We start from the raw sequence: 22404 nt of genomic DNA on the forward strand, positions 1-22404 counted from the left end.
GCAGGATGGAGACAGGCGATAGCTATCAGCAGGCTGCCGATAGCTATTCGCTATTTAGTAATAAGCCGGTTGCAATAAAGGCCGGCCTTGCTCATCCTTTTCAAAGGCAGCCAAAAAAGCCACTTGGTGACCTTCCAAATGTAGGAAACGCGAGATAAAATCCTCATTACGTTGTGTGGATTCGATGCGAAGAATAAAGTCCTCATCGTCCAAATCGACCGTTGCAAATTTTACATCTTTAGATACCTGGTAAAGTTTTGCAATGAGATGAGAGCGCTCTAAAATGGTTCGGATAGAGGTTTTAAAAATCAGTACATACTTTTTCATGAGCATACTATTTTTGTTTAGATCGTTTAATAGGTGATGTTGTATCAACCGATGGAACAAATATGCTGGGTTTGTACGTATTTTATCACAGTAAATCGGCCGAAGCGGACAAAATTTCGGCTGAAACGTCAAAACGATCGGTAAAACGATTCGTGATTTTTTATTTGCGCATGCATTACCCCTCCAACCACTCCATAAACACATGGTATTTCTCTTTGCTGACGGAAATTTTTATAGGATGATCTATACGTAACGTCAATACCAATTTACGGGATAACCCCAAGTTGGCGAAGGCAATTGTGTCCCGCTTTAAGATGTGCTGTCGGTTTACGCGGAAGAAGTCGTCGCCAAGCAGGTGCTCCATCTCTTCAAGCGTCTTATTGACGATATACTCTTTACCATGACCTGTTTTTACAAACACATTTTCATATTCAATATAGCATAAGGCAATGTCTTGTAGTTGAATAGGTATAATCTTATCCCCATGAATGACGATTAACGATTTTTTTCGTATATCAGGCATCTTGCTATCAGCACCGACAGCTTGCACCATTTCTAGGGATGATTTGTTGAATGTCTGTCGCAACATCCGATACTTTTCTAACGTTCGCTGTATACTTTCATCCGAAAAAGGCTTTAAAATGTAATCCAATCCGAAATGCTGGAAAGCTTCCAACATATATTGGTTATATGCTGTACAAAAGACAATGGGCGCTTTAGGTTGTACGACTTTGAATATATCGAAAGATTCTCCGTCGCCGAGTTGTATGTCGCTGAAAATAAGATCGATTTCTGGTTCTTTCTTAAAATAACCGATCGCTTCATTTACGCTAGATAATCTGGCGCAGATTTCCGCAGTGGGTTCTAACCGTTTTAGTGTTAGACAAAGATCTTCGGCGGTAAGGTCTTCATCTTCTATAATGATTGTTCTCATGCCGATATTATTTTTACACGTACTTCAAAGGCTGGACCGTCTTCGCGTATAATCACACTATCTTTTAGGTAGTAGCTGAATCGTTCCTTCAGATTATTTAGGCCATAGTTGTTGTTGTCTTCTACTGATGTCTTGCGTAGGCAGACATTATTGCTTACGATGATCCATCCTGATTCTTCCCGAATACAAATATGTAGCGGTTTCTCCGTTGTATAGAGATTATGTTTTAACGCATTGTCTACTAATGGCTGTAACGAAAAAATGGGGAGAAGATTGTTGTAAACAGCCTCCGACACCTGAATGTCGTAGCGAATGGCCTCCTTAAACCTTATTTTTTGCATAGACAAATAACCTTCGCAAAGGTCCAACTCTTGTTTTACCGTGGCCAAACCATCTTCAGATGTCATGAAGCTTCCGCGTAGGTAATCCGATAGCTGCAGCAGATAGGATTCTGCCATCGCACTATCTTTTTTTATCAAAGATTTTAGGCTAGAGAGTGCATTGAACAGGAAATGAGGCTGTACCTGTTGGCGCAACATTTGGTTGACAGCTCTTTCTTTCAGTTTGTCGAGTTTAGAACGTTCCAACTCCAGTTGATTTTTAAAATAGTCTGTCATCAAAAAGTACAGCCAAAGCAGAACGATGAAATTGAGGATCGCGGCCCGGAAACCAGAAAGCAAGAGAAAGTTCAGGGAGGAACCGCGGATTATGCGGCATTCTTCATGGGTAAGCATGCCTAAATAAGCAGACAAGGCCAACATGGCTAGTGATATGCTAAATGTAAGCACAAAGCCTATGACTTTTACCTTGATTGGCGACTTTACCGGATCTTTTACCTCAAAATGTATGTGCAGAATCAGATTGAAAATAATAATACTGAAAAACCCTAGAAATCCGATTGCTGTATTGAGCCAAAAGCGTGCCTGATCTTTATATAAGGAATCGATGACTAAAATTGAAACAATGCACAAAGAAAAGACCGCGCTTCGCTTGATCCAATACTTAAGCGGATAACGGTGTTTATTTCGAAAAAATCCCATATTGAAGTTGCTGTTTGTTTGCAAAGATAGGGGATTCTTTGATTTAGGTGGAACTGCACGCGTAAACCAACTGGAAATGTGTACCCAGGTCGTATTACTTTTCTGCTCCCTTTCGTTGCCAGGGTGCTTGCCGTCGTTTCTTATCGCTTCCAATCAGGTATCCGTAAGGTTGGAGGGACGGGACCGTATCGCAAACTATTTTTATAATACCGGCGACCGGGATAGCCAAAACCATCCCGGAAATTCCCCAAATGGCCTCGGCCGCAACCAGACTGATAATAGTGAATAAGGGGTTGATGTTCACCTCCGTTCCTACAATCAGTGGTTCCAAAAGATAAGTTTGTACGAATTGCACAACGGCATATACGACCAATACGCCAATAATCAGATCGCTCTTTCCGCCCTGAGCGATAACGCCCAAGATTGTTAGACCGGTTCCGGTTAGATTTCCGATAAAGGGGACAAGTTCTAAAACGCCACAGAGTACGGCGAAGAATAACGCATTCTCAACGCCAATGAGACTAAACGCGGAACCGTACAGGAGCCAGAGTACCACAATCATTTTCGCAAGTCCACTCATATAGCTAGTCGCTACTTCGGTAGACCGATGGGCGATCTCTAAGGCTTGCTCCTGATCGTTTGGCGCCGAAACACGGATTAAGAATTTTTTGATCCGAGTGCGGTAAAATAATAGTAAGTATGTGTATACGAAAACAAGGATCATGTCTACCAATAAGCTAAAGAAACCGCTGGCGAAACTGCTCGCCATTCCACTGTTTGATTTACCTGTAGCAACCTGTTCTTTAGCCAGGCTCTTCTGTTGTTCTTGGTCAAGCCCAAACTGTGCGTCGATCCAATTTTGCAACCGGGCGATCAGTTGCAAGATATTTTCTTTCATAGAATCTATGTTACTGGCAAAACTTTGCATTTGCCAGCTTAGAAGCAGCAATAACCCTGTCGTGCTGGCGAATAAAATCCCTACTGAAAGTAGGGCGCTAGCCCAACGTGGCCATCCTCTTTTTTCTAGTTTTTTAGACAAACCTACAAACAGCATGGCCAGAATAGCAGCAATAGCCAATGGGGCTAACACACTTTTGGCGTACAATAGGATACAGACTATAAGGGTAAAGATCAATAAGACCTTTAGGATGGTCGTCGTTTTTCTCATGGGCGCGTTGTTAGAAACTCGTTGTGTCCATAGAACAAATGAAACTGTATTTCGTTGTGCGCAACGACAACTACTCGTTTACAAATGTCCATAGATTTCGTTGTATCTTCGTAAACTTTCCTTGAACAAAGATATACTTGTCTGGCCCTTCTGTCCAGTTTTTTTTGCCTTGTTGGTATTGAAGCAATTTATAGTCGACTTTTACGGTATCGCCTAGATCCACGATCGATAAATAGACGTAGTCTGAAAAAGAGGAGGCTCCGCTGGGGCGAAGATAACAATCTTGCCCAATGACGGTTTTGGCGACGGAGTCGGTAGGGAAAAACTGTTGAATCAGTTCTTTGTGGGCGCTTGATCCCTGTTTTCCTAATCCAAGTGCTGTCGTCAATAAGCAATGCTCCCCATCACACGACGTTCCGCCCATGGCAGCATAAAACGCTGCCAATGCCCTTAAATGAGGCGGAAGCTGACGAATTATCGAGTCCTGAACGGCTCCCGGAGTTTCGTGCGTAGCTGTGATGATGTCGTACATTCGTTGTTGTGAGGCTGGGTCTCCAGTGTCGCTCGTCACGGAGTCTTGTGGTTGATTATCGGTGCCCCGAGGCGATTGACAGGCCGTGACCAAGAAACAAAATAAGATAAAGAATAGGGTGGGTGCGTGGTGTGTTTTCATTCGATAAGAACGACGATAATTGTGCCAAAGTATGGTTCGAGTCAATGGTCTTGTTATCAATAATATACAGGTATTTCTATAGAAAATGACGCTTTTATGAAAATAAAGTCTACTAACTAAATAGAATAAATGTATTTTTGCGCTTCGAACTACGTTAACTTTTGCGAATATGTGGGATATTGCTTTCAGACGAATGTGTATAGGAGATGGTTTAATGAGAACGCATCTCCGATAATTACAGCGTAAAATACACAACTAAATTTTTCAACCAAATCATGTTTTAGATGAACACGTTACACTATGTAGGTTTAGCGGGGGCGTTTATTGCTCTCGGGACAGGGCAGCTCTATGCACAAACGATTATACGAGGAAAGGTCGTCGACCAGAATAATCAACCTGTACAAGGCGCCACCGTCACAGACAACACCACCAAAGTACAGGCCCAAACCGATGCAAATGGCGAATTTCGATTACAGGTTAATGCAGATCAGCCTTCTATTTCCGTGAATTTTATTGGTTTCGAAGAGGCAATCATCACGGATATTAGCAGCGGCAATCTGACGGTCCAACTTACACCCGCACCGTCAGCGTTAACCGAGGTCGTGGTTACTGCCCTCGGTATATCGCGCGAGAAAAAGGCACTGGGTTACGCGGTGCAGGAGGTGAAAGGGGTCGAATTGCAGACGCGGCCAACCAATGCGTTGAGTGCATTGTCTGGAAAAGTGGCGGGGATGCAGGTTGTGACTTCCGGAGGTAATATGGGAGGTTCGTCTCGTGTGACATTGCGGGGCATCAATTCCATTTCCGGGAATAATCAGCCATTGTATGTCGTTGATGGAACGCCGATTGATAATACGGATCTGAACAGCCTCTCTACCATCAATGGGAGTGCCGGAAAAGATGTGGGCAACCTGATACAAGATATTAATCCAGACGATATCGAAAATATATCGGTTTTGAAAGGACCATCGGCCGCTGCGTTGTACGGGTCTAGGGCTGCAAATGGAGTGATTTTGATTACCACAAAAAAAGCGGCTGCTGGAGGACGGGTAAATATATCCATTAATACAGGATTGGATCTGGAACAAATCGTTCGACTACCGAAACGTCAAAAGCTGTATGGACAAGGATATGCCACATCATTTCAAACGGTCAACATCGGTGGTACGGATTACAAGATTGTGGACTATGCATCGGATGAAAGTTGGGGACCGCGACTGGACGGTACAGATGTCTTACAATGGTATAGCTTAAACCCTGAAGATCAGTCTACATATCTAAAACCTACGCCATGGTTGTATCCAAAGCACGATGTCCATTACTTTTTTAGGACGGGTTTGGCTAATACCAACAACATAGCGATCACTGGGAGTGCAGATAAAACCACATACCGTTTTTCGTATACCAATAAAAATGTGGGCGGAACCACGCCAAATTCGTCTCTCTCCCGCAATGGAATAAACTTTTCAGGAAGCACACAACTTGGAAAAGTAAAAATTTCTTCACATGTAAACTATATCCGTAATTCGTCCATGGGACGCCCTTGGGCGGGTGCCTCTAACCGTAATATCATGTTGGAAGCTTTTCAATGGGGAGCGGTGCAAGTAGATTATAAGCTCTTGGAAAATTATAAACGGGCAGATGGCACGCCGCTTGCCTGGAATAGAACGGGGTGGGAAAACACACCTGCAGCAGAAGCGACCCGTTTTATCGATAACCCGTATTGGTCGGCTTACGAAAGCTATATGGAGGAGCGAAGAGATCGTTTCTATGGAAATGTAGGCATTCAATACCAAGCGACGGATTGGCTAACGTTGGATGCCAAAGCACATGGCGATATCTACAGCTTTAAATCGGAGGATCGTATTGCGGCTTATTCTCGAAGTCAATCGCAATATGAAGAGACGGGTAATATGTTAAACGAATACAATTATGAATTTCTAGCTACTGCGAAAAAAAACTGGGATAGGATTTCAATTATAGCCAATGTAGGTGCAAATTTGAGGGATCAGAGACGGTGGACTGACTACGCCGTCACACAGGGAGGGTTAACTATTCCGAATTTCTATAATTTGAAAAATGCATCTTCTGTTCTTAATGACAACAAGAGATGGCATCGGCGGATTGGTTCCCTTTATGGAAGTGTCTCGTTCGGATATAATGATTATTTATTTTTAGATGGCACAGTGAGAAACGATTGGAGTTCCACGTTACCGGTGAACAACAATTCTTTCATATATCCGTCTTTTACAACAAGCTTTGTGTTTAGTCAGCTAGAAGCTATTCGACAGTTGGACTGGCTATCGTTTGGTAAGTTGAGAATAGGCTGGGCACAAGTCGGGAACGATACGGAGCCTTATCAACTCTACAAAGTTTACGAAGCCGAACAAGCTTTTTCGGGTGTTCCATCTTATAGTTTGCCTAACGTATTAAATAATGCGAATTTAAAGCCGGAAATAACCAGTTCTTGGGAAGCAGGATTGAATATGCAGTTTTTCCATAATCGGCTTGGATTTGATGTAACGTATTATGATAATATTTCGAGAAACCAAATTCTTTCTGTGCCGGTATCCTCGGCTTTTGGATATGAATCAAAAGTCCTAAATGCTGGAAAGATCACCAACAAAGGGATAGAGGTAATGGTAAACGCGACGCCGATAAGAAAAGAACAATTCCAGTGGAATACCACCCTTAATTGGTCTAAAAATGTGAATAAGATCGTTAAATTACATGAACAGGCAGATACGTATACCTTAAGTAGTACATTGGTCAACCTAATCGCGCGGGAAGGACAATCTTATGGGCAGCTTCTCGGGTATGATTTTGTGTATGCAGCCGATGGAAACCGTGTCGTACAGGCAGATGGAACATATATGCGTACGTCCCAAATGGTTCCGCTCGGCTCCATTCTGCCAAAGTTTTTGTTTGGCTTCCAAAATAATTTCTCTTACAAGAACGTTAATTTAGGTTTTTTAATAGATGGAAGGGTGGGCGGTAAATTCTTTTCCCAAACCTACAAAGTGGGAATGTATGCCGGGATCTTGGACAAAACTGCCGCTAACAACGTTCGGGAAACGGGGGTTGTGCTGGATGGGGTGAAAGGGGATGTCGTGTTTAACGCCGACGGAACATATTCCGTGCAGAATACGACACCAAACGACACGCAGATTACGGCACAGCAATGGGCTCGTAATGAGTACAATGGCCCGACCACATTTTCTATATTTGATGCTACGTTTGTCAAGCTACGTGAAGTTACGTTGGGATACACGTTCAAATTAAACAACGCCAAAACGGTAAAGAACCTAGGCGTGTCGTTGTACGGGCGAAATTTGTGGAATATCTACACCAAAAGCAAATATATTGACCCGGAATTTACATCCAGCGGAGGCAATGTGCAAGGTATTGAGGGAGGGAATATCCCGACACCACTTACGTATGGTTTTAATGTCAACGTCAAATTTTAATCAGTCATGAAAGGTTTAAAAACGATATACAAAATAAGTTTATTGGGATTGGCGATGATTGCCCTTCACAGTTGTTCGAAAGGCTTATTTGAAGAGATAAATACGGATCCCAACCGCCCTGATGCGGTATCTACTCCTTATATTTTAGTCAGCGCAGAAAAACAGTTGATGAATGCACTGCGCAGCGAAGAAATCAATTTACGTGGCGCACAGCTGTATGCACAGTACTTCAGTCAGCATATCTATACCGACCAATCCAGGTACAGTATCACGTCGGGTTATGCCGATAATTATTGGACAGGGATGTATAAAGCCCTGAACAACTTCAACGAAATCATTAAATTGAATACAGATGAGCGTACCAAAGCCGTCGCGGCGGCCGGTACAGCCGGTACAAACGCCAACCAAATCGCTATCGTTCGTGTATTAAAAGCCTTTGCGTTTCACTCTCTAAGCGATGTGTTTGGCGATATCCCGTATCAGTCGTATGGGAATGCCGATCCTGATTTTCAGGCATTGCAGCAAGAGCCGGAAAACTTAACGCCTGCCTATGCGAGTCAGGAAAAGATTTACAAAGACATGCTTCACGAATTGCAACAAGCCGCGGATACGCTATTAAAATATGATGAAGCAACTACCTTCGGCGCTGCTGATATCATTTACAAAGGTAACAATCTGAAATGGGCTAAGTTCGCGAATTCATTACGCTTGCGATTGGCAACCCGTATTGCTAAAAAGGAAGCCGCCTTAGCTAAGCAACATATTGACGACGCTTTAGCTAAAGGCGTATTTACATCGAATGCAGATAATGCTGCCTTTACGTATTCGGTGACCTCTCCGAACGAAGCGCCTTTGTATCGCGCCACCGTAACAGCCAACCGGAAAGATTTTGCCGTGTCGCATGTGATTGTTGAGGCATTGCAAGGAAAACGAGGGCCATTTACTTTCGCCGATCCTCGACTGCCCAAATATGCAAAAACGAATGCCAGTGGTACCTATGTCGGACATCCTTATGGTCTACCGCTGGAAGCTTCTACCGTTCTGCCGATAGCGGCTGTTTCACTACCCGGAGATATCATCAATGCCGCGAACTATGCAGAAATGCTCCAAGAATACGCAGAGGTAGAATTTTTAATTTCGGAATATAAATCGTGGGAACAAGATGCCTATGAAAAGGGTGTGCGGGCATCCTTGGAAAAATGGGGGGTAGCATCGACTGACGTAGCGAGTTATCTCGATCAACTTCCGCCTGCAACTAAGGAAAACGTCCTTACCCAGAAATACCTCGCATTATTTAACCAAGGGGTAGAAGGTTGGTCCGAAATCCGGCGTACAGGTTATCCGCTATTTCTCGTAAAAAAGAATGATATCGTGTGGTCGGGAGTTGTCGATGGAGAGTCACGCACCTACCGATTTTCTCCGGAAGGAATCGACGGTCTTCCCAGTCGTTTTATTTATCCGTTGAAAGAACAAAGTACCAACCGAGAGAATTACCAACGTGCATTGGCCGCGCAGGGAGATGATGTGCTGCCTACGAAGGTCTGGTGGAATAAAGATTAATTACTGTAGAAAAAAAGGAGGCACTCTATCATCAAGTGCCTCCTCTTTTGTTAAGACCTCGTCTCACATAGCTCTTTTAGTTTCTGCAAAGCTTTCGGCCATGCATCATCAAAGTAGTCTATGTATTCCTCATTGGTATCGACATCCACCGTTACGGTAGTGCCTCCTGAAATCTCTTCAAAAGTGTAGTTTTCCAGCGCACCGGCCCATCCTTCTACGGCAGGTCCTTCTAGGACCTCTTTGCCCTGGTCCAAAATCCCTTTGTGGCGGATGGAAATATATTTATTCGGAATGTGCTCCGCTATTTCGGCAACCATTCCTTCCTTTTCTCCTTGTTCATTGATACCTATGAAGTAGATCTTCTCCCCCTTTTCCCAACTTCCTTCAAAATCAGAAGAGGGATTGAACAAAGCAGTCCACTGTTTGTAAGTCTGCTTGTCGAGCATCGTTTTAAACACATGATCGACAGGAGCATCGATTGTGACCTGATACGTTTTTTTAATCATTGCTTTACTTTTTTGGAAAATTAGGACTAGCTTTAATCTCTTCAATTTGCTTTGTGTGGCGCGCGCCGTGTGCAGCGATGAACATCAAGCCTTGGTATCCATCCACTGTTCCTGTTGGATATTCCGTGATATGATTCCGGAGATCTTCGGCGTCTGCCTGTTTTATAAAATCCAAGATCGGTTGGCGAGCGGTGCGAAAATCGGCAAGGGCCTTTTGTACATCGGTATACTTTCCACTTGGTTGCAATTCTTTTGGCGCTTGAAATTTTTGACTCCGATTTGTCAGCATGCTTTTTAGATCAGTATCCGAAACTTTCACTTCGTTTCTTTTTTCTGGTTGTGGCGCCTTGGCCAGTTCTGTTTTGGCCATACCGAACAACATACCCTCTGACAGGATAATGTGTTCTAAGCACTGGCTGATTGACCATTTATCTGGGGCAGGTTTAAATTGAAGCTGAGCTTCGCTAAGGCCTTGTACCTGTGCTTCCAAAGCTTTGGTCGTCTCATCGAAGTAGAGTAGCAAAGAGTCTGTTCCTGCCAATTGGGCAACGGACGGTTGGACGGTGACCGGTGCGGTGTATGGTCTTGCGTCGCTGCTAACCGCTGTTGTTTCTTTAAATCGGGTGGGTGATAGAAGAGCTGCGGTTAAGCCGGCGATCACTATCATGTTCATAAATGGGTGCATACGTTTTTTATTAAATGGTGAAAAACTTCGACAAGTAGATGTCACTTTCTTTTTACAATTTTAGCGCATTTTTGTTTTACTGCGCTTTGCATAGGACAAGAAAAGCACGGACTTGACGATGCGCGACATGATTCGATCGGCGTCGCAAGGTCGGTAAATAAGGGAGCTAACCGTTTCCTGCTCGTAAAACATGAATATTTTCTGCCAGTACAAAACGATCTTATCGGAAATCTGTTGTATTTTAGACCGTGTGACATAATTCCGTTTGGTGTATGGAAAAAACGTTGACGCAGTCCATCGTTTTTTTTAGATAGATTCATGAAGGCGAAGGATTAACTGGTCGTTTCAGCTGCGGAAGCCGAACGTTTCAATCGAACGGCGTAATATGGACAAAAATAAGATGTATGCATGCAATAAAAAAAATAAGTTTCCTAGGATTGTTCTGCTTGTTATGCAGCCCAGCACTTTGGGCACAAGCCATGCGTCCGGTATTGGACGTGATGTTGAGCGATTATGCGTACCCGTTTCAGGTAGATACCCTGACGTTGCAAAGTCAACAACAGACGTTAATTATGGCGTATATGGATATCCATGCGTCGCGCCCGAACGGAAAGACGGTAGTCTTGCTGCACGGCAAAAATTTCAACGGCGCATATTGGAAGACAACCGTCGAAGCGTTGACAGCGGAAGGCTATCGTGTCGTGGTTCCTGATCAGATCGGTTTCGGAAAATCCTCGAAGCCGATAGGCTACCAATTCAGTTTTCAACAACTTGCGCTGAATACGAAAATTTTACTCGATTCGCTTCAATTGTTCGAGGTTTATCTGCTTGGACATTCTATGGGAGGTATGTTGGCTACCCGTTTTGCGTTGATGTATCCCAATACTGTGAAAAAACTTATTCTCGAGAATCCGATTGGTTTAGAAGACTGGAAGGTTGTGGCACCATATACATCTGTGGATACCAACTACCAAAAGGAATTACAAGCTGATTACGAAACGACCAAAACGTACCAGCTGAATGCCTATTACGACAAGCAATGGAAGGCGGCATACGATGAATGGGTGTATTTATTGACCGGATGGGTGAAGTCCCCAGATTATCCGCGTGTAGCGATGAACAATGCACAGACATCGGACATGATTTTTACGCAGCCAGTCGTCTATGAATTTAAGGACGTAAGCATGCCTACACTGTTGATTATCGGAACACGGGACCGGACGGCGATAGGTAGAGACAAGGTACAAGATCCTAAAATCCGGGCGCGGATGGGTCAATATCAGGTGTTGGGTAAGCAGGTGCAACGCGTTATTCCGAATGCAAAACTCATCGAATTAGAAGGGGTTGGACATTTGCCTCATATCGAATCATTCGAACGGTTTATAAGCCCATTATTAAATTATTTAGCCAATTGAGTGGGGCAGGCTTCCCCAAACGTGAGTAAGTTATTGTCGGGATCCAATAACGCAAATTCATATTGTCCCCATGGTTTACGTTGCAGTGGGGCGGCAGGGTGGATGGGGATCTGTTTTGCCAACCATGATGCATAGAGGGCTGCTATATCGGAGACCCGTATATATATTTGTCCATAGTTTTCGGCTGGCGTGATTTCCGGGAATAAAAAGAAATGGATTTCCACCTGATCCAATTGTAGCATCAGGTAGTCCGGGTAGTCGGTCTGTGCGATGTTTTGAAATCCCAAGCGTTCGTAGAAGGCTAACGAGGTAGCTTTATGTCGCATGGGAAGCTTGGGATGCACGGTTAATAGTTTCATTGATTTCGTGTTAAAAATCACGGTACTAGTATTGGAATACGGCCGTATTCTTAGGGGCTTGTAGTTTGGTGCTCTGCCGTTTTCCCAAGACCGTAGCGTGGATAATGTTCGTCTGCCCCGTATGCTGTTGATACAAAATGGAGTTCAGAATTCCTAAAGACGTCACTTTTTCTACATCGTTCACTTCCATATAACACCATGCGGCGTCCTCCTCAATTTGGTAACCTAAAAATTGTACCTCCCGTATTTGGTTGTCCACTTTTATGCGAAAGTTTTGCTGGAGATACGCAGCGAGGCCTTGATGCAGTTTTGCCTTATTTCGGGGTTGCAGAATGTCGTCATGTGCGTATCCTTCTTTGCGCAATGCCTCTTCTAAATCATCATAGAATATCCGACAACTAATCTCCAACGCACGTGTTTTGGCGTTCCACTCCAAGGTGCACACGCTGACGTAAAACGGATGCGTGCGCCATTTAGCCTGAAGGGAAAGACTCAGGATATTTAGAACTACGAAAATGAAAAATCGTCTATTCATCGCATTATACTCTCTACACAAATGTAAAACAAAAGTAGGCGGAAAGAAGGTCAACAACAAATGCGTTACAAAAAGGACAAAAATTAGACGTATCGCGGAAAATATTGTATCATTGCATAGATGTAGGTGACCTTAATGATGAATGACTTTTCTTTATATTTTCCGCTGGGCTGGGAGCATATTTTGGACTTAAATGGTTACGATCATATTCTGTTTATCTTGGTGCTGTGTTGCGCCTATACGTTGCGCGACTGGAAGAAAGTGCTGGGGTTGATTACTGCATTCACCTTGGGCCACTGTGCTACATTAGCCTTAGCCGTTTTTAAGGTCGTGCGCGTCAATGTCTCTTGGGTAGAGTTTTTGATACCACTGACTATTTTTTTGACGGCGATCTTTAATTTATTGCCAAAACGATCCTCCAACGCATCGATAGGACTGTATAGCGCGACGTTGTTTTTCGGATTGATACATGGCCTTGGCTTTTCAAACTATCTACAGTCTTTATTGGGAAAAGAAGAAAATGTGGTGGTACCGTTGTTGGCGTTTAACCTTGGCGTAGAGTGCGGACAGATCCTTGTTGTCTTATTGACGATGGTGTTGACTACCTTGCTGCTGCGTATGACAACTATTCGGCAACAGCAGATCGCATTGTATTTGTCGATAGCTGTCATTGGTGTTTCATTTTATTTGATGTTAGAAAGGTATCCACTATGAAAAGAATAAGTGTATTAATGACGTATGTTTGTGTATCTGTTATATGGTATGGTCTCATGACGGGTCGTTTGGCCGCACAACAACTATCGAATGCCGCTTCGAACCATGGGAACAGATTTGAACAGCTGGGCACTTTGCTGTCTGACCCGAATATTTTCCGGACGGCATCAGGCGCGCCGGGCGCACAGTATTGGCAACAGAAAGCCGATTACGTTATCGACGTTGAAATTGACGATGAACAGCAGGTTCTCCGAGGTTCGGAAACCATTACCTATACCAACAATTCGCCGGACCCGTTGTCTTATTTATGGGTTCAATTGGATGAGAACGAACATGCCGTCGATGCAGAAAATAAACGATTCGCCAGTAGCTCCATGCGGGATGATATGTCGCCACGTGAGCTGCATAAGTTTATGCCCCTGGAGAAAGGTTTTGGCGTCCGTATTCACGAGGTGACCGACGTCAACGGTAATCCACTGGCGCATACTGTGAACTACACCATGATGCGGATTGATTTGCCCGGTGCACTGAAGCCGGGGGCACGTTACGTATTCCGAATTAAATGGGAATACAAAATTACCGATCGCAACGAAGAGGGAGGGCGGGGAGGTTATGAATATTTTGCGAAAGATGGCAATTACTTGTACACGATTGCACAATGGTATCCTAGAATGGCTGTGTATTCCGATTTTCAGGGCTGGCAGAACAAGCAATTTACTGGAAGGGGCGAATTCGCCCTTGCGTTTGGTGATTTTAAAGTAAACATCACTGTCCCTGCGGATCACATTGTCGGTGCGACTGGAGAATGTATGAACTATCCTTCCGTATTAACAGCAGCACAATTGCAACGTTGGAAAACGGCGCAACTATCAGCGGAACCTATTGAGGTGGTTACGTTGCAGGAGGCAAAAACAGCCATGCAACAGAAGTCAACAAAAAAGAAAACGTGGACCTACGAAGCCAAAAATGTACGGGATTTCGCATTTGTCAGTTCGCGGAGACTCGTTTGGGATGCCATGCGCGTGAAGGACGGGATTGAAGGGAACCAGCCTATGGCTATGTCGTATTATGGGGAAGAGGCGTACCCACTGTATAATCGCTATTCGACCAAAGCTGTCGCTCATACGCTCAAGGTATATTCCAAGCATACCATCCCATACCCCTATCCCGTTGCGATATCTGTCGAGGCAGCGAACGGAATGGAATATCCGATGATTTGTTTTAACTACGGGCGAGCTGACGAAGACGGCACCTATTCAGAAGCTACAAAATACGGTATGATCTCAGTCATTATTCATGAAGTGGGCCACAACTTTTTTCCGATGATTGTCAACTCGGATGAACGTCAATGGACGTGGATGGATGAAGGGTTGAACACGTTTTGCCAATTCTTGGCCGAACAGGAATGGGATAAAAATTATCCTTCCCAACGAGGACCGGCTCATAAGATAGCGGACTATATGAAATTGCCCAAAGAACAGCTCGAACCCATCATGACGAACTCCGAAAATATTGTACAGTTTGGACCAAACGCCTACGCGAAGCCAGCCACTGCATTAAACATTTTGCGGGAGACTGTAATGGGACGCACGTTGTTCGATTACGCCTTTAAAGAATATGCCCGCCGTTGGGCTTTTAAACATCCTACACCGGCGGATTTTTTCCGTACAATGGAAGATGCTTCTGCGGTAGATCTGGATTGGTTTTGGCGCGGTTGGTTTTTCGGAATTGAACCGGTTGATATTTCCTTGGACAGTGTAACGCCATACCGGATGCAGACGGCCCGTCCCAGTTCTGCCAAAGCTGATGAGAAAAAGGCCTATGAAGCTAACTTGCAGACTATTTCCCGGCAACGTAACCTCGAAGAAAACAGATCTTTTTTAGTGGATCAAGACACGGCGTTGCAGGATTTCTATAATAAATGGGATCGGTTTTCTTATAGCGCCCGGGACGAAGCCGCTTTTCAGTCGTTTTATCAACAGCTAAACCGTCAGGAAAAGGATATCTATGACGGTAAAATCACCTTTTACGAATTGGCATTTTCGAATAAGGGTGGTCTAGTTATGCCAATCATTGTGCAATGGAATTATGTGGATGGATCCACGGAGATAGATTATATTCCGGCATATATTTGGCGATTAAATGAGCAATACGTGACAAAAGTTTTCGCTAAATCAAAGGAAGTCGCGTCGGTGCAAATAGATCCTTTTCGTGAAACAGCAGATATCGATGAAGGAAATAATAGCTGGCCTAGAAAAACACAGCCGTCAAAATTCGAATTATTCAAAAATGGTAATCCGGAAGCTCGTGGTCAATCGTCAGGCCAAAACCCTATGAAAGCGGCGCGCCAGGGCCGATAGACAAACCAATATGGTGACGCATTAACGGTTGTTGCTTTGGGCGTTTACGTCGGCTAAGGGAGCGATGCGATAGACGCAGCGCTCTCCACCCGTAAGCACGTGCTTTATCCGTTCTACAGCATAACCCGCTCCAATCAGTTGTTTGAAATTTCGGAGCTCAGCCCGGCAAAAACCTTGGCATTCCGTCGCCGCAGCGCATATGGGGCAGTGATTTTCTATGAGCAGGTAGTGGTCGTTTTCTTTTACCCAGTCGGCCATGTAGCCCTCATCCGAACGCGCCTTGGTCAACAATGTCAGTTTCGTTTCCAGATCGTGGGTTCCTTGCAGCAATTGATCATACCGTAAGAACGCTTCCTTTTCCCGTTCACCAATAAGTAAATCCAATGCGTTGTCTCCCAATAAGTTTTTGACAGAACGCAAGAGCTGTACGGTAACCTGTGCGTGCGTATCGGGAAATCGAAGAAGCCCTTTTTCCGTTAATCGGTAATACGTGTGGGGACGTCCAACACCTTCCTTTCTCTGCATGGCCAAAATTAGCGCATCATTCATGAGCTTCAACAAATGTAACCGCGCACCTTCTTTGGTTATCTGCAATGCTTCGGCAACCAACGTGCTTGTTACCTCGCCATGCATTTTTACTAACATCAATATACGATCCGCTGCGGCTTGCTTCATTTCACAATGTTAAACTTGTTTTATTTGTTGTATACAAAGATACGATTAATATTTGTTTAATCATTATTGCCCATTTTTTCGGCGACCTTGCCGAATGAACAGATTCGTGTTTATTAAAATAAAACAAGTTTTTTATTGTTTTATATATTTTGTTGTTACATTTGCGTAGTAACAAAACACGGCAGTCGTTATGGGCGAATGGTACAACAAAGTAGAAGCTACAGGCATAATCACCTACGATCCACGCGATCTTCAGCCGAAGGAAGCATCGGTTTTTATCGACATCAAGGACTTCCTGTTTATGGGTATGATCATCAGGGAGCGCGAATTAAAGCACGCCATTGCGGGCTAGGGATTGGGCAGCTTATCACGCAACTATCGTATTTATTGGATGCTCTGTTGATGCTATTGTCCCATCGTGGGTATATATGCAATTAGCCAGCCGTCTTTCAGGCGTGGCTAAGGGCGTTTATTTCATGGACAAGATAGACGTGCTACGGCCGTGGTTGGATGCGATACTGTTGTCGGATGTGGAGCCATACCGGGACAAAAAGGTGACTGTGCGGGCGCATCCAGACATTTCAGCAGCCGTTTTTACTGCTGTAACCAACAGGTTGATGCCTGTCGTTCACACCCTGCTCTATGGCGAGGCGGGGTTACCTAAGGTTATCTATAAAAGAAAATAATTGGTCTGTGCGTGCGGCATTGTTTCTAAACAAGACCGGCGACAGGCCTGATAAATCATAAAAGCAAATGAATGTACTTGTATTTAATGGGGCGCTCGATCGTCGGCCGGCCTCGACGGCGGAACGCATCTCCAATTATTTGAAAGAGCTTTTGAACGCACAGGATGTGCACGTTGATATATTCAATATTGCCGAATCCGGGATTCCGCTGTTTGATATGCAACTGACCAAAATTCCGAATGCGGTGGAATTAATGAATTTACGGTTTGCTCATGCGGATGCGCACATTTGGTTAACTCCTTTATACCACGGTAGCATGACTGGGGTCATGAAAAATTGCCTCGATTGGTTAGAATGTAGCTCGAAGGCCCCCAAACCCTATTTGGCCGGTAAACGGGTCGGACTAATATGCTGGGCGGACGGTGTGCAGGCTATGCAAGGGATTAACGGGATGGATGTCGTAGCGAAATCGTTGCGGGCCTGGACTTTACCCTATAGCGTACCCATTCAAAAGAAAGACCTGTTTGAATCTGATGGGTATGTGACGGCACCGTATGCCGAACGATTTAATCTCTTAGTTCGTATCTTACTTGAAGGGCCAGACGGTGCTACGAAATAAAAGATTATGCATAATACAAATCCACACGGTTATCAGAGATTGGAATTGATGGAATTCCAATCCCTGTTGTTGCTTTTTTTTATACGGTATGTGCGCTGATAGGATGATGATATAGAATATGGAGCATACGTCCGATTCAATTTCTTTCGACAGTACAGGATGCAAAGTAGAGTGCGCCGAAAACCAATTCCACAGTTTGCTGTTTTATTGCAAAGAGTATGTAATACCTAGCAAACAAGTTCATAATGCACAAAGAAAATATGTTCAGCGGAATATTGGATTCGCAATTGAGCCTAGCTTTGGCCAAAAAGCTCTTTCAAGATGGCTCACGGGGAGAAAAAGTTGATTATATCCGGCAAGTGAAAGCGTTTCGGTTGTCGTTTCCGACATATCGATTGGGAAAGCAGGATATGGAGTGGTTTCGGATTTTACGTTGCGCGTTTGAATGTCAGCCCGTTGATGAGGTCACGTATAAGGTTGTTAAACCGCGTAGTACGCCGGAATTTTATAAGGCTTTTGCCACTTGGGATAGCTGCCGGTAGTGCAGTGATTCCGCGCATTAGCGGTGGGCATTATCCATCTTTTGGAGACAGTCGTCACTACTCAGGCACATCTTTGCATATCCTTTCGTTCCGGGGCAGCATGTACATGTTCGGGGAATTTCGCATACGATGGCCAGATTCCTTTCAAAATTTATATTTTAGCTGTATATAAAGATGTACACGAACAGTTGAGCGTATGGAAGGAAAAAAAATATTGTTGGTGGAGGACGAACGGAACGTGGCCGATGTTATCATTCAAGGCCTGGAGGAAGACGGCTACGTTGTCGTGCACGCAACACGGTATGACGAAGCACTTCCTTACTTACGGCAGCAAACGATAGATTTAGTAATCTTGGACGTCCTGCTTCCGGAAATGAATGGATTGGATATCTGCAAAAATATCCGATCGCTGGGCTATACCGACTTACCGATATTAATGGTGACGGCATTAGGTAGTCCGGAAAACGTCGTATTGGGCTTGGATAGTGGTGCCGACGATTATCTCTCAAAGCCGTTTAAATTGATCGAATTGAAAGCACGCGTGCGTACCCTCATCCGTCGAAAGGTCGAAATCGCCAAGCAAGTGCAAGCGGTGGAAAAGCGACTCTACACGTATAAATTTATAGAGATTGACGATTATAAAAAGATCGCTTACGCCAATGGTCAGGAGCTAAATTTAACATCCACCGAATACCGACTGCTCATGTTATTTATTCAGTCGCCGCAAAAAGTATTTGAGCGCAGCGAACTCTTGGACAAGGTCTGGGGCATTAATTTCGATATCGGTTCTAACGTGGTCGATGTCTACGTCAATTATCTCCGAAAAAAAATAGAAAAAGCTACACCAGTAAAGGCCATACATACTGTTATTGGTATGGGGTATGTATTGAAAATAGAAGACTAGCATGCGCAACTACAACAAGACGCTTTATACGCTCATTACGATTTTGGTGATTTATACTGTTTCGTTTGTTGTGTTTATTATGTATTCCATCACCAATTTTGCGTTCTCCGACTTTTATAAGCGACTGGATCTTAGGCGAAATCTGGCTGCAGAACGGATGTTCAACGGTAAAAGTAGTCAAACCGGATGGTCGTTGTCGTATGTCGAAGAACTGAATAATCAACGGGAGTTCGTCGTTGAATTCGATAAAAATGAGCAGATTATTCACCAAAGTGGTTTTGACCCCCGTCTATGGAATCGAGTCAACAAGAAAGGGGTATCCAATTTTAAGGTAGGCAACACGTTTTATTCGACCAATTACTATCCGGAGAAAGGAAAAGCTTATATTGTTGGCGTATCCGCTGAGAATTATTTTTATACGCACCATATTCATTATTTGCGTAACCTCTTGTTTATTGCCCTCGTGCTGGGCGTCCTGTTCGTGATCGTGGTGTCTCTATTCGTGAAACGTTCCTTCATCAAACCTATTCACGAGTTGATTAATGAGGTAAAGACCATTGGATCGGAAAATCTATATTTGCGATTGAGCGAAGAGAAAGATAAAGGCGTATTAAATAAGCTAGCCAATACATTTAACCGGATGCTAAATCGGATAGAAACTTCCTTTGAGACGCAAAAGAATTTTATCAGCAATGCTTCGCACGAGCTGAATACGCCGTTGACGTCCATCATCGGCATTGCCGACCTTGCTTTGTCCAAGGATCGCAGCGTTGAAGAATACAAGCAGGCGATACAGAAAATCGTGGATGCTGCGGAGAATTTAGAAAAAAAGACCAGTGCTTTGTTGCTTCTTGCGCGGACTGGATTTGAAAACAACAACCAACATTTTAAACCCGTTCGGATTGATCAGATTGTGATGGACGCTGAGATGACCGTTAAAGCCATTAACGAACATTTTCATATCAAGACCGATTTCAGTATGCTGCCGGACGATAGCATGAAACTGAAAGTGAAAGGATCGGCTCCATTGCTGCAATTGGCCATTTCAAATGTCGTATCCAATGCCTGCAAATATTCGCCAAACCACACGGCGTATGTTGCGTTGGGCGCCTTCGACAACGGGGTTCTGATCTTGATAAAGGACGAGGGAATTGGTATTCCAGAATCAGAACTTTCCTATATTTATGACCCATATTTCCGGGCGTCGAATACGGCAAACTTCTCGGGATACGGTATTGGTCTACCCTTGGCACGCAATATTATCAAAATGCATGACGGACAGCTTTCTGTTTCCTCCGTCTTAGGAAAGGGAACGACCGTACGCATTGAGCTGCCTACCATCACGGCTTTTTAATGCTATTTTAATGCGGTCAATTTTTTTAATCTCCTTTTAATTTCTATCCAGAAAGTCTAATAGAAATCTAACAGCGGTTTCATGCTACTCCTATGTGCGACTCCTAACTTTGTAATCAAAAGAAGTTATGGCAGGTATACAGCGCGTTCTCATTCCAACAGATTTCACGGTTAATTCCCTCCGCATTGCGCTAGCGTATTTAGAAGATAACGGAGAGCAGCCCGTGGAACTTGTGTTTGTCTGTGGTTACAACCTAGGCGACTCCATAACAAGTCTCTTAGGTTTCACCAAGGACGATCAGTTGAACAGGTTACAAGGAGAAGATTTTGTCAAAGGATGTCAGATGATTAAATCCCGCTTCGAGCATAAAGTTGTCGAATTGTATTCCGATCTCTTTATTTCCAAGAATCCACGCTATCTACGTAACTGTATTAAAGGTGGGAAGGTAACACATGTTGTTCTCCCCGAGAATTTTATGTTTCGCTTTTCAAACAAACAGTGTTTCGATGTAGCGAAGTTATTGAAAACTATGAAAGGAGAGGGGCGTGTGACCATGGTAGGCATAGGCGTAGGATCGGTGGACCTTGAAAGCGCGGATACCATGGACGGTATTTTCTTTCGTAAAGATTGGAGGATCAGTTATGAGTAGAGACGTATTAATAAAAATAAATTACGCCTTTGTGGCTCTCCTGTTGATCGGCGCTTCGCTGATCGTAATGTATCACGAAAGTCCAGAGCGGTTGATACAAGGCGAATGGGTAGAAAAAAACTGGCGTTTGGAAAAAGACAACGCGAGCAAAAAAATAGCATCCACTTTTCATCTACAAGATGAACTGCGCAAGGAGATTCTTCGTAATATCGAAGACCTGCATTTGGGCGTATGGAAATTTGAGCAGGATGGGACTTTGCTATCAGCCGAAGAGCCGAGCGACCACAGTGGGATGGAATGGATCATCAAAGGGAGGGGGCATGTCCTGGAACTTCGCAAAGATGGTAGGCAGGTTGAAAGCTTTCAAATACAGCAGATCAGTAAAGACAAACTTGTGTTGCATTTAAACTTTGACTTACAGGTGAAAGGTATTATAGAAATAGTTTTAGAAAGAAAGGAACAGGTCGATCAATATGCTGCGGAAATATAGTAATCATAGGACATTAGGCGATAACATGAAGCTTGGGGCGCTGACGGCTTTTTCTGCCGGCATGGTCAATGTTGCTTCTGTGACCGTTTTTTTCGCATTTACTTCCAACGTAACGGGCTATTATGCGGTTTTTGCACAGGAATTGAGCAAAGGAAACTGGTATCAAGGGGCGGTCGTATTATTGTGGATTCTCTTGTTTTTTATCGGTAGTTTTCTGTCGAACTTTGTGATCATCCAAGGTAAAGGTCGTTGGAGCCAATATATATCACATGCAATACCGGTATTGCTGGAGTTTTTAAGTATCTTGTTTGTCGGTATTTATCTAGATTTCTTCTACGGCAATTCGTTGCAAGAAACCGAGTTTTTGGTCGCTGCGCTCCTGTTTGCCATGGGTTTGCAGAATGGGCTGACTGCGAGTATTTCCAACTCCGTGGTTAAGACGACCCACCTGACTGGGCTGACGACCGATCTAGCAATCTTGGTGTCCATGTTTAGTAAACGTGAAAATCGACAAAACAAAGGGCTTGTGGATAAATTTCATTTATTATTGACTATCATGATTGCTTACGTGTTTGGGGGGCTATTTGGCGGTATTGGCTATCTGTATCTTGGAAACGGGACCTTCTACTTGACATGTGCCATCCTATTGATCATCGCTTTATATGATTTTTACAAACTGGCACGGGTGAAAAGGTTATTTGAACGAAGGCATAGGGAAACTTGTCCGGCGTAGCAGATACGG

Annotated in this window: 24 protein-coding genes; 14 read left to right on the forward strand and 10 right to left on the reverse strand. The window is 44.0% G+C overall.

From position 1 onward, the window contains the following. Positions 1–54: 54 nt before the first annotated feature. From ACFSR5_RS11840 to ACFSR5_RS11860, 5 genes are all read right to left on the reverse strand, one after another. The gene (locus tag ACFSR5_RS11840) at positions 55–327 is read right to left on the reverse strand and encodes a hypothetical protein (protein WP_380903989.1); all 273 of its coding nucleotides are present in this window, start codon (positions 325–327) and stop codon (positions 55–57) included. A 175-nt stretch (positions 328–502) separates the two neighbouring features. Next, on the reverse strand, positions 503–1261 hold the full coding sequence (locus tag ACFSR5_RS11845; protein WP_380903991.1) for a LytR/AlgR family response regulator transcription factor: 759 nt from the start codon (positions 1259–1261) through the stop codon (positions 503–505). After that, on the reverse strand, positions 1258–2301 hold the full coding sequence (locus ACFSR5_RS11850) for a sensor histidine kinase (protein WP_380903993.1): 1044 nt from the start codon (positions 2299–2301) through the stop codon (positions 1258–1260). The genes ACFSR5_RS11845 and ACFSR5_RS11850 overlap by 4 nt, the downstream gene beginning before the upstream one ends. A gap of 94 nt (positions 2302–2395) precedes the next feature. Next, on the reverse strand, positions 2396–3469 hold the full coding sequence (locus tag ACFSR5_RS11855; protein WP_380903995.1) for an AI-2E family transporter: 1074 nt from the start codon (positions 3467–3469) through the stop codon (positions 2396–2398). A gap of 70 nt (positions 3470–3539) precedes the next feature. Beyond that, positions 3540–4142, reverse strand: a complete 603-nt coding sequence (locus ACFSR5_RS11860) for a hypothetical protein (RefSeq protein ID WP_380903997.1) — start codon at positions 4140–4142, stop codon at positions 3540–3542. A gap of 284 nt (positions 4143–4426) precedes the next feature. Between ACFSR5_RS11860 and ACFSR5_RS11865 the strand changes: the two genes are divergently transcribed. Both ACFSR5_RS11865 and ACFSR5_RS11870 read left to right on the forward strand, forming a co-directional pair. Next, positions 4427–7609, forward strand: coding sequence for a SusC/RagA family TonB-linked outer membrane protein (locus tag ACFSR5_RS11865; protein ID WP_380903999.1), 3183 nt, complete (start codon positions 4427–4429; stop codon positions 7607–7609). A 6-nt stretch (positions 7610–7615) separates the two neighbouring features. Continuing rightward, positions 7616–9169: a SusD/RagB family nutrient-binding outer membrane lipoprotein gene (locus ACFSR5_RS11870; protein WP_380904001.1), complete on the forward strand. Its 1554-nt coding sequence runs from the start codon at positions 7616–7618 to the stop codon at positions 9167–9169. Between the two features lie 50 nt (positions 9170–9219). On the opposite strand, the gene ACFSR5_RS11875 is transcribed toward ACFSR5_RS11870, so the two are convergent. Together ACFSR5_RS11875 and ACFSR5_RS11880 are read right to left on the reverse strand one after the other, a co-directional pair. Next, a complete protein-coding gene (locus tag ACFSR5_RS11875; protein WP_380904003.1) occupies positions 9220–9675 on the reverse strand; it encodes an SRPBCC family protein in 456 nt (151 codons plus the stop codon). Between the two features lie 4 nt (positions 9676–9679). Continuing rightward, positions 9680–10348, reverse strand: a complete 669-nt coding sequence (locus ACFSR5_RS11880; RefSeq protein WP_380904005.1) for a DinB family protein — start codon at positions 10346–10348, stop codon at positions 9680–9682. Positions 10349–10764: 416 nt separating this feature from the next. Between ACFSR5_RS11880 and ACFSR5_RS11885 the strand changes: the two genes are divergently transcribed. Next, the gene (locus tag ACFSR5_RS11885; protein ID WP_380904007.1) at positions 10765–11775 is read left to right on the forward strand and encodes an alpha/beta fold hydrolase; all 1011 of its coding nucleotides are present in this window, start codon (positions 10765–10767) and stop codon (positions 11773–11775) included. Here ACFSR5_RS11885 and ACFSR5_RS11890 read toward each other — a convergent pair. Together ACFSR5_RS11890 and ACFSR5_RS11895 are read right to left on the reverse strand one after the other, a co-directional pair. Then, positions 11760–12134, reverse strand: coding sequence for a bleomycin resistance protein (locus ACFSR5_RS11890; RefSeq protein ID WP_380904009.1), 375 nt, complete (start codon positions 12132–12134; stop codon positions 11760–11762). The two genes, ACFSR5_RS11885 and ACFSR5_RS11890, sit on opposite strands and share 16 nt — an antisense overlap. 25 nt (positions 12135–12159) lie before the next feature. Next, on the reverse strand, positions 12160–12669 hold the full coding sequence (locus ACFSR5_RS11895) for a DUF6702 family protein (protein ID WP_380904011.1): 510 nt from the start codon (positions 12667–12669) through the stop codon (positions 12160–12162). A gap of 135 nt (positions 12670–12804) precedes the next feature. Between ACFSR5_RS11895 and ACFSR5_RS11900 the strand changes: the two genes are divergently transcribed. Next, positions 12805–13383 carry a HupE/UreJ family protein gene (locus tag ACFSR5_RS11900; RefSeq protein WP_380904013.1) on the forward strand — a complete coding sequence of 193 codons (579 nt, stop codon included), beginning with the start codon at positions 12805–12807 and terminating at the stop codon, positions 13381–13383. Next, a complete protein-coding gene (locus tag ACFSR5_RS11905; RefSeq protein WP_380904015.1) occupies positions 13380–15743 on the forward strand; it encodes a M1 family metallopeptidase in 2364 nt (787 codons plus the stop codon). Before ACFSR5_RS11900 ends, ACFSR5_RS11905 begins: the two co-directional genes overlap by 4 nt. Positions 15744–15764: 21 nt before the next feature. Here ACFSR5_RS11905 and ACFSR5_RS11910 read toward each other — a convergent pair whose 3' ends face one another. Further along, positions 15765–16418: a helix-turn-helix transcriptional regulator gene (locus tag ACFSR5_RS11910; protein WP_380904017.1), complete on the reverse strand. Its 654-nt coding sequence runs from the start codon at positions 16416–16418 to the stop codon at positions 15765–15767. Positions 16419–16608: 190 nt separating this feature from the next. Between ACFSR5_RS11910 and ACFSR5_RS11915 the strand changes: the two genes are divergently transcribed. From ACFSR5_RS11915 to ACFSR5_RS11955, 9 genes are all read left to right on the forward strand, one after another. Further along, a complete protein-coding gene (locus ACFSR5_RS11915) occupies positions 16609–16770 on the forward strand; it encodes a DUF2480 family protein (protein WP_380904019.1) in 162 nt (53 codons plus the stop codon). Continuing rightward, positions 16760–17104 (forward strand): DUF2480 family protein, encoded by a 345-nt coding sequence (locus tag ACFSR5_RS11920; protein ID WP_380904021.1) that lies wholly within the window; start codon positions 16760–16762, stop codon positions 17102–17104. The genes ACFSR5_RS11915 and ACFSR5_RS11920 overlap by 11 nt, the downstream gene beginning before the upstream one ends. 67 nt (positions 17105–17171) lie before the next feature. Further along, a complete protein-coding gene (locus tag ACFSR5_RS11925; protein WP_380904023.1) occupies positions 17172–17723 on the forward strand; it encodes an NADPH-dependent FMN reductase in 552 nt (183 codons plus the stop codon). 245 nt (positions 17724–17968) lie between these two features. After that, positions 17969–18265 carry a hypothetical protein gene (locus tag ACFSR5_RS11930; RefSeq protein ID WP_380904025.1) on the forward strand — a complete coding sequence of 99 codons (297 nt, stop codon included), beginning with the start codon at positions 17969–17971 and terminating at the stop codon, positions 18263–18265. Positions 18266–18461: 196 nt separating this feature from the next. Further along, entirely contained in the window at positions 18462–19169 is a 708-nt protein-coding gene (locus tag ACFSR5_RS11935) for a response regulator transcription factor (protein ID WP_380904027.1), read from the forward strand. 1 nt (position 19170) lies between these two features. Next, on the forward strand, positions 19171–20523 hold the full coding sequence (locus tag ACFSR5_RS11940) for a HAMP domain-containing sensor histidine kinase (RefSeq protein ID WP_380904029.1): 1353 nt from the start codon (positions 19171–19173) through the stop codon (positions 20521–20523). 127 nt (positions 20524–20650) lie between these two features. Continuing rightward, positions 20651–21172, forward strand: coding sequence for a hypothetical protein (locus ACFSR5_RS11945; RefSeq protein ID WP_380904031.1), 522 nt, complete (start codon positions 20651–20653; stop codon positions 21170–21172). Beyond that, positions 21165–21662, forward strand: coding sequence for a hypothetical protein (locus ACFSR5_RS11950; protein WP_380904033.1), 498 nt, complete (start codon positions 21165–21167; stop codon positions 21660–21662). Before ACFSR5_RS11945 ends, ACFSR5_RS11950 begins: the two co-directional genes overlap by 8 nt. Continuing rightward, entirely contained in the window at positions 21646–22395 is a 750-nt protein-coding gene (locus tag ACFSR5_RS11955) for a YoaK family protein (protein WP_380904035.1), read from the forward strand. The genes ACFSR5_RS11950 and ACFSR5_RS11955 overlap by 17 nt, the downstream gene beginning before the upstream one ends. Positions 22396–22404: the final 9 nt, after the last annotated feature.

This window comes from Sphingobacterium suaedae, from assembly GCF_042684625.1.
GTDB classification, from domain to species: domain Bacteria; phylum Bacteroidota; class Bacteroidia; order Sphingobacteriales; family Sphingobacteriaceae; genus Sphingobacterium; species Sphingobacterium suaedae.

Excerpts from the sequence above, each read along its gene's own strand:
- ACFSR5_RS11840 (WP_380903989.1), bottom strand. The coding sequence starts at position 327 with ATGAAAAAGTATGTACTGATTTTTAAAACCTCTATCCGAACCATTTTA.
- ACFSR5_RS11845 (WP_380903991.1), bottom strand. The coding sequence starts at position 1,261 with ATGAGAACAATCATTATAGAAGATGAAGACCTTACCGCCGAAGATCTT.
- ACFSR5_RS11850 (WP_380903993.1), bottom strand. The coding sequence starts at position 2,301 with ATGGGATTTTTTCGAAATAAACACCGTTATCCGCTTAAGTATTGGATC.
- ACFSR5_RS11855 (WP_380903995.1), bottom strand. The coding sequence starts at position 3,469 with ATGAGAAAAACGACGACCATCCTAAAGGTCTTATTGATCTTTACCCTT.
- ACFSR5_RS11860 (WP_380903997.1), bottom strand. The coding sequence starts at position 4,142 with ATGAAAACACACCACGCACCCACCCTATTCTTTATCTTATTTTGTTTC.
- ACFSR5_RS11865 (WP_380903999.1), top strand. The coding sequence starts at position 4,427 with ATGAACACGTTACACTATGTAGGTTTAGCGGGGGCGTTTATTGCTCTC.
- ACFSR5_RS11870 (WP_380904001.1), top strand. The coding sequence starts at position 7,616 with ATGAAAGGTTTAAAAACGATATACAAAATAAGTTTATTGGGATTGGCG.
- ACFSR5_RS11875 (WP_380904003.1), bottom strand. The coding sequence starts at position 9,675 with ATGATTAAAAAAACGTATCAGGTCACAATCGATGCTCCTGTCGATCAT.
- ACFSR5_RS11880 (WP_380904005.1), bottom strand. The coding sequence starts at position 10,348 with ATGAACATGATAGTGATCGCCGGCTTAACCGCAGCTCTTCTATCACCC.
- ACFSR5_RS11885 (WP_380904007.1), top strand. The coding sequence starts at position 10,765 with ATGCATGCAATAAAAAAAATAAGTTTCCTAGGATTGTTCTGCTTGTTA.
- ACFSR5_RS11890 (WP_380904009.1), bottom strand. The coding sequence starts at position 12,134 with ATGAAACTATTAACCGTGCATCCCAAGCTTCCCATGCGACATAAAGCT.
- ACFSR5_RS11895 (WP_380904011.1), bottom strand. The coding sequence starts at position 12,669 with ATGAATAGACGATTTTTCATTTTCGTAGTTCTAAATATCCTGAGTCTT.
- ACFSR5_RS11900 (WP_380904013.1), top strand. The coding sequence starts at position 12,805 with ATGATGAATGACTTTTCTTTATATTTTCCGCTGGGCTGGGAGCATATT.
- ACFSR5_RS11905 (WP_380904015.1), top strand. The coding sequence starts at position 13,380 with ATGAAAAGAATAAGTGTATTAATGACGTATGTTTGTGTATCTGTTATA.
- ACFSR5_RS11910 (WP_380904017.1), bottom strand. The coding sequence starts at position 16,418 with ATGAAGCAAGCCGCAGCGGATCGTATATTGATGTTAGTAAAAATGCAT.
- ACFSR5_RS11915 (WP_380904019.1), top strand. The coding sequence starts at position 16,609 with ATGGGCGAATGGTACAACAAAGTAGAAGCTACAGGCATAATCACCTAC.
- ACFSR5_RS11925 (WP_380904023.1), top strand. The coding sequence starts at position 17,172 with ATGAATGTACTTGTATTTAATGGGGCGCTCGATCGTCGGCCGGCCTCG.
- ACFSR5_RS11930 (WP_380904025.1), top strand. The coding sequence starts at position 17,969 with ATGCACAAAGAAAATATGTTCAGCGGAATATTGGATTCGCAATTGAGC.
- ACFSR5_RS11935 (WP_380904027.1), top strand. The coding sequence starts at position 18,462 with ATGGAAGGAAAAAAAATATTGTTGGTGGAGGACGAACGGAACGTGGCC.
- ACFSR5_RS11940 (WP_380904029.1), top strand. The coding sequence starts at position 19,171 with ATGCGCAACTACAACAAGACGCTTTATACGCTCATTACGATTTTGGTG.
- ACFSR5_RS11945 (WP_380904031.1), top strand. The coding sequence starts at position 20,651 with ATGGCAGGTATACAGCGCGTTCTCATTCCAACAGATTTCACGGTTAAT.
- ACFSR5_RS11950 (WP_380904033.1), top strand. The coding sequence starts at position 21,165 with ATGAGTAGAGACGTATTAATAAAAATAAATTACGCCTTTGTGGCTCTC.
- ACFSR5_RS11955 (WP_380904035.1), top strand. The coding sequence starts at position 21,646 with ATGCTGCGGAAATATAGTAATCATAGGACATTAGGCGATAACATGAAG.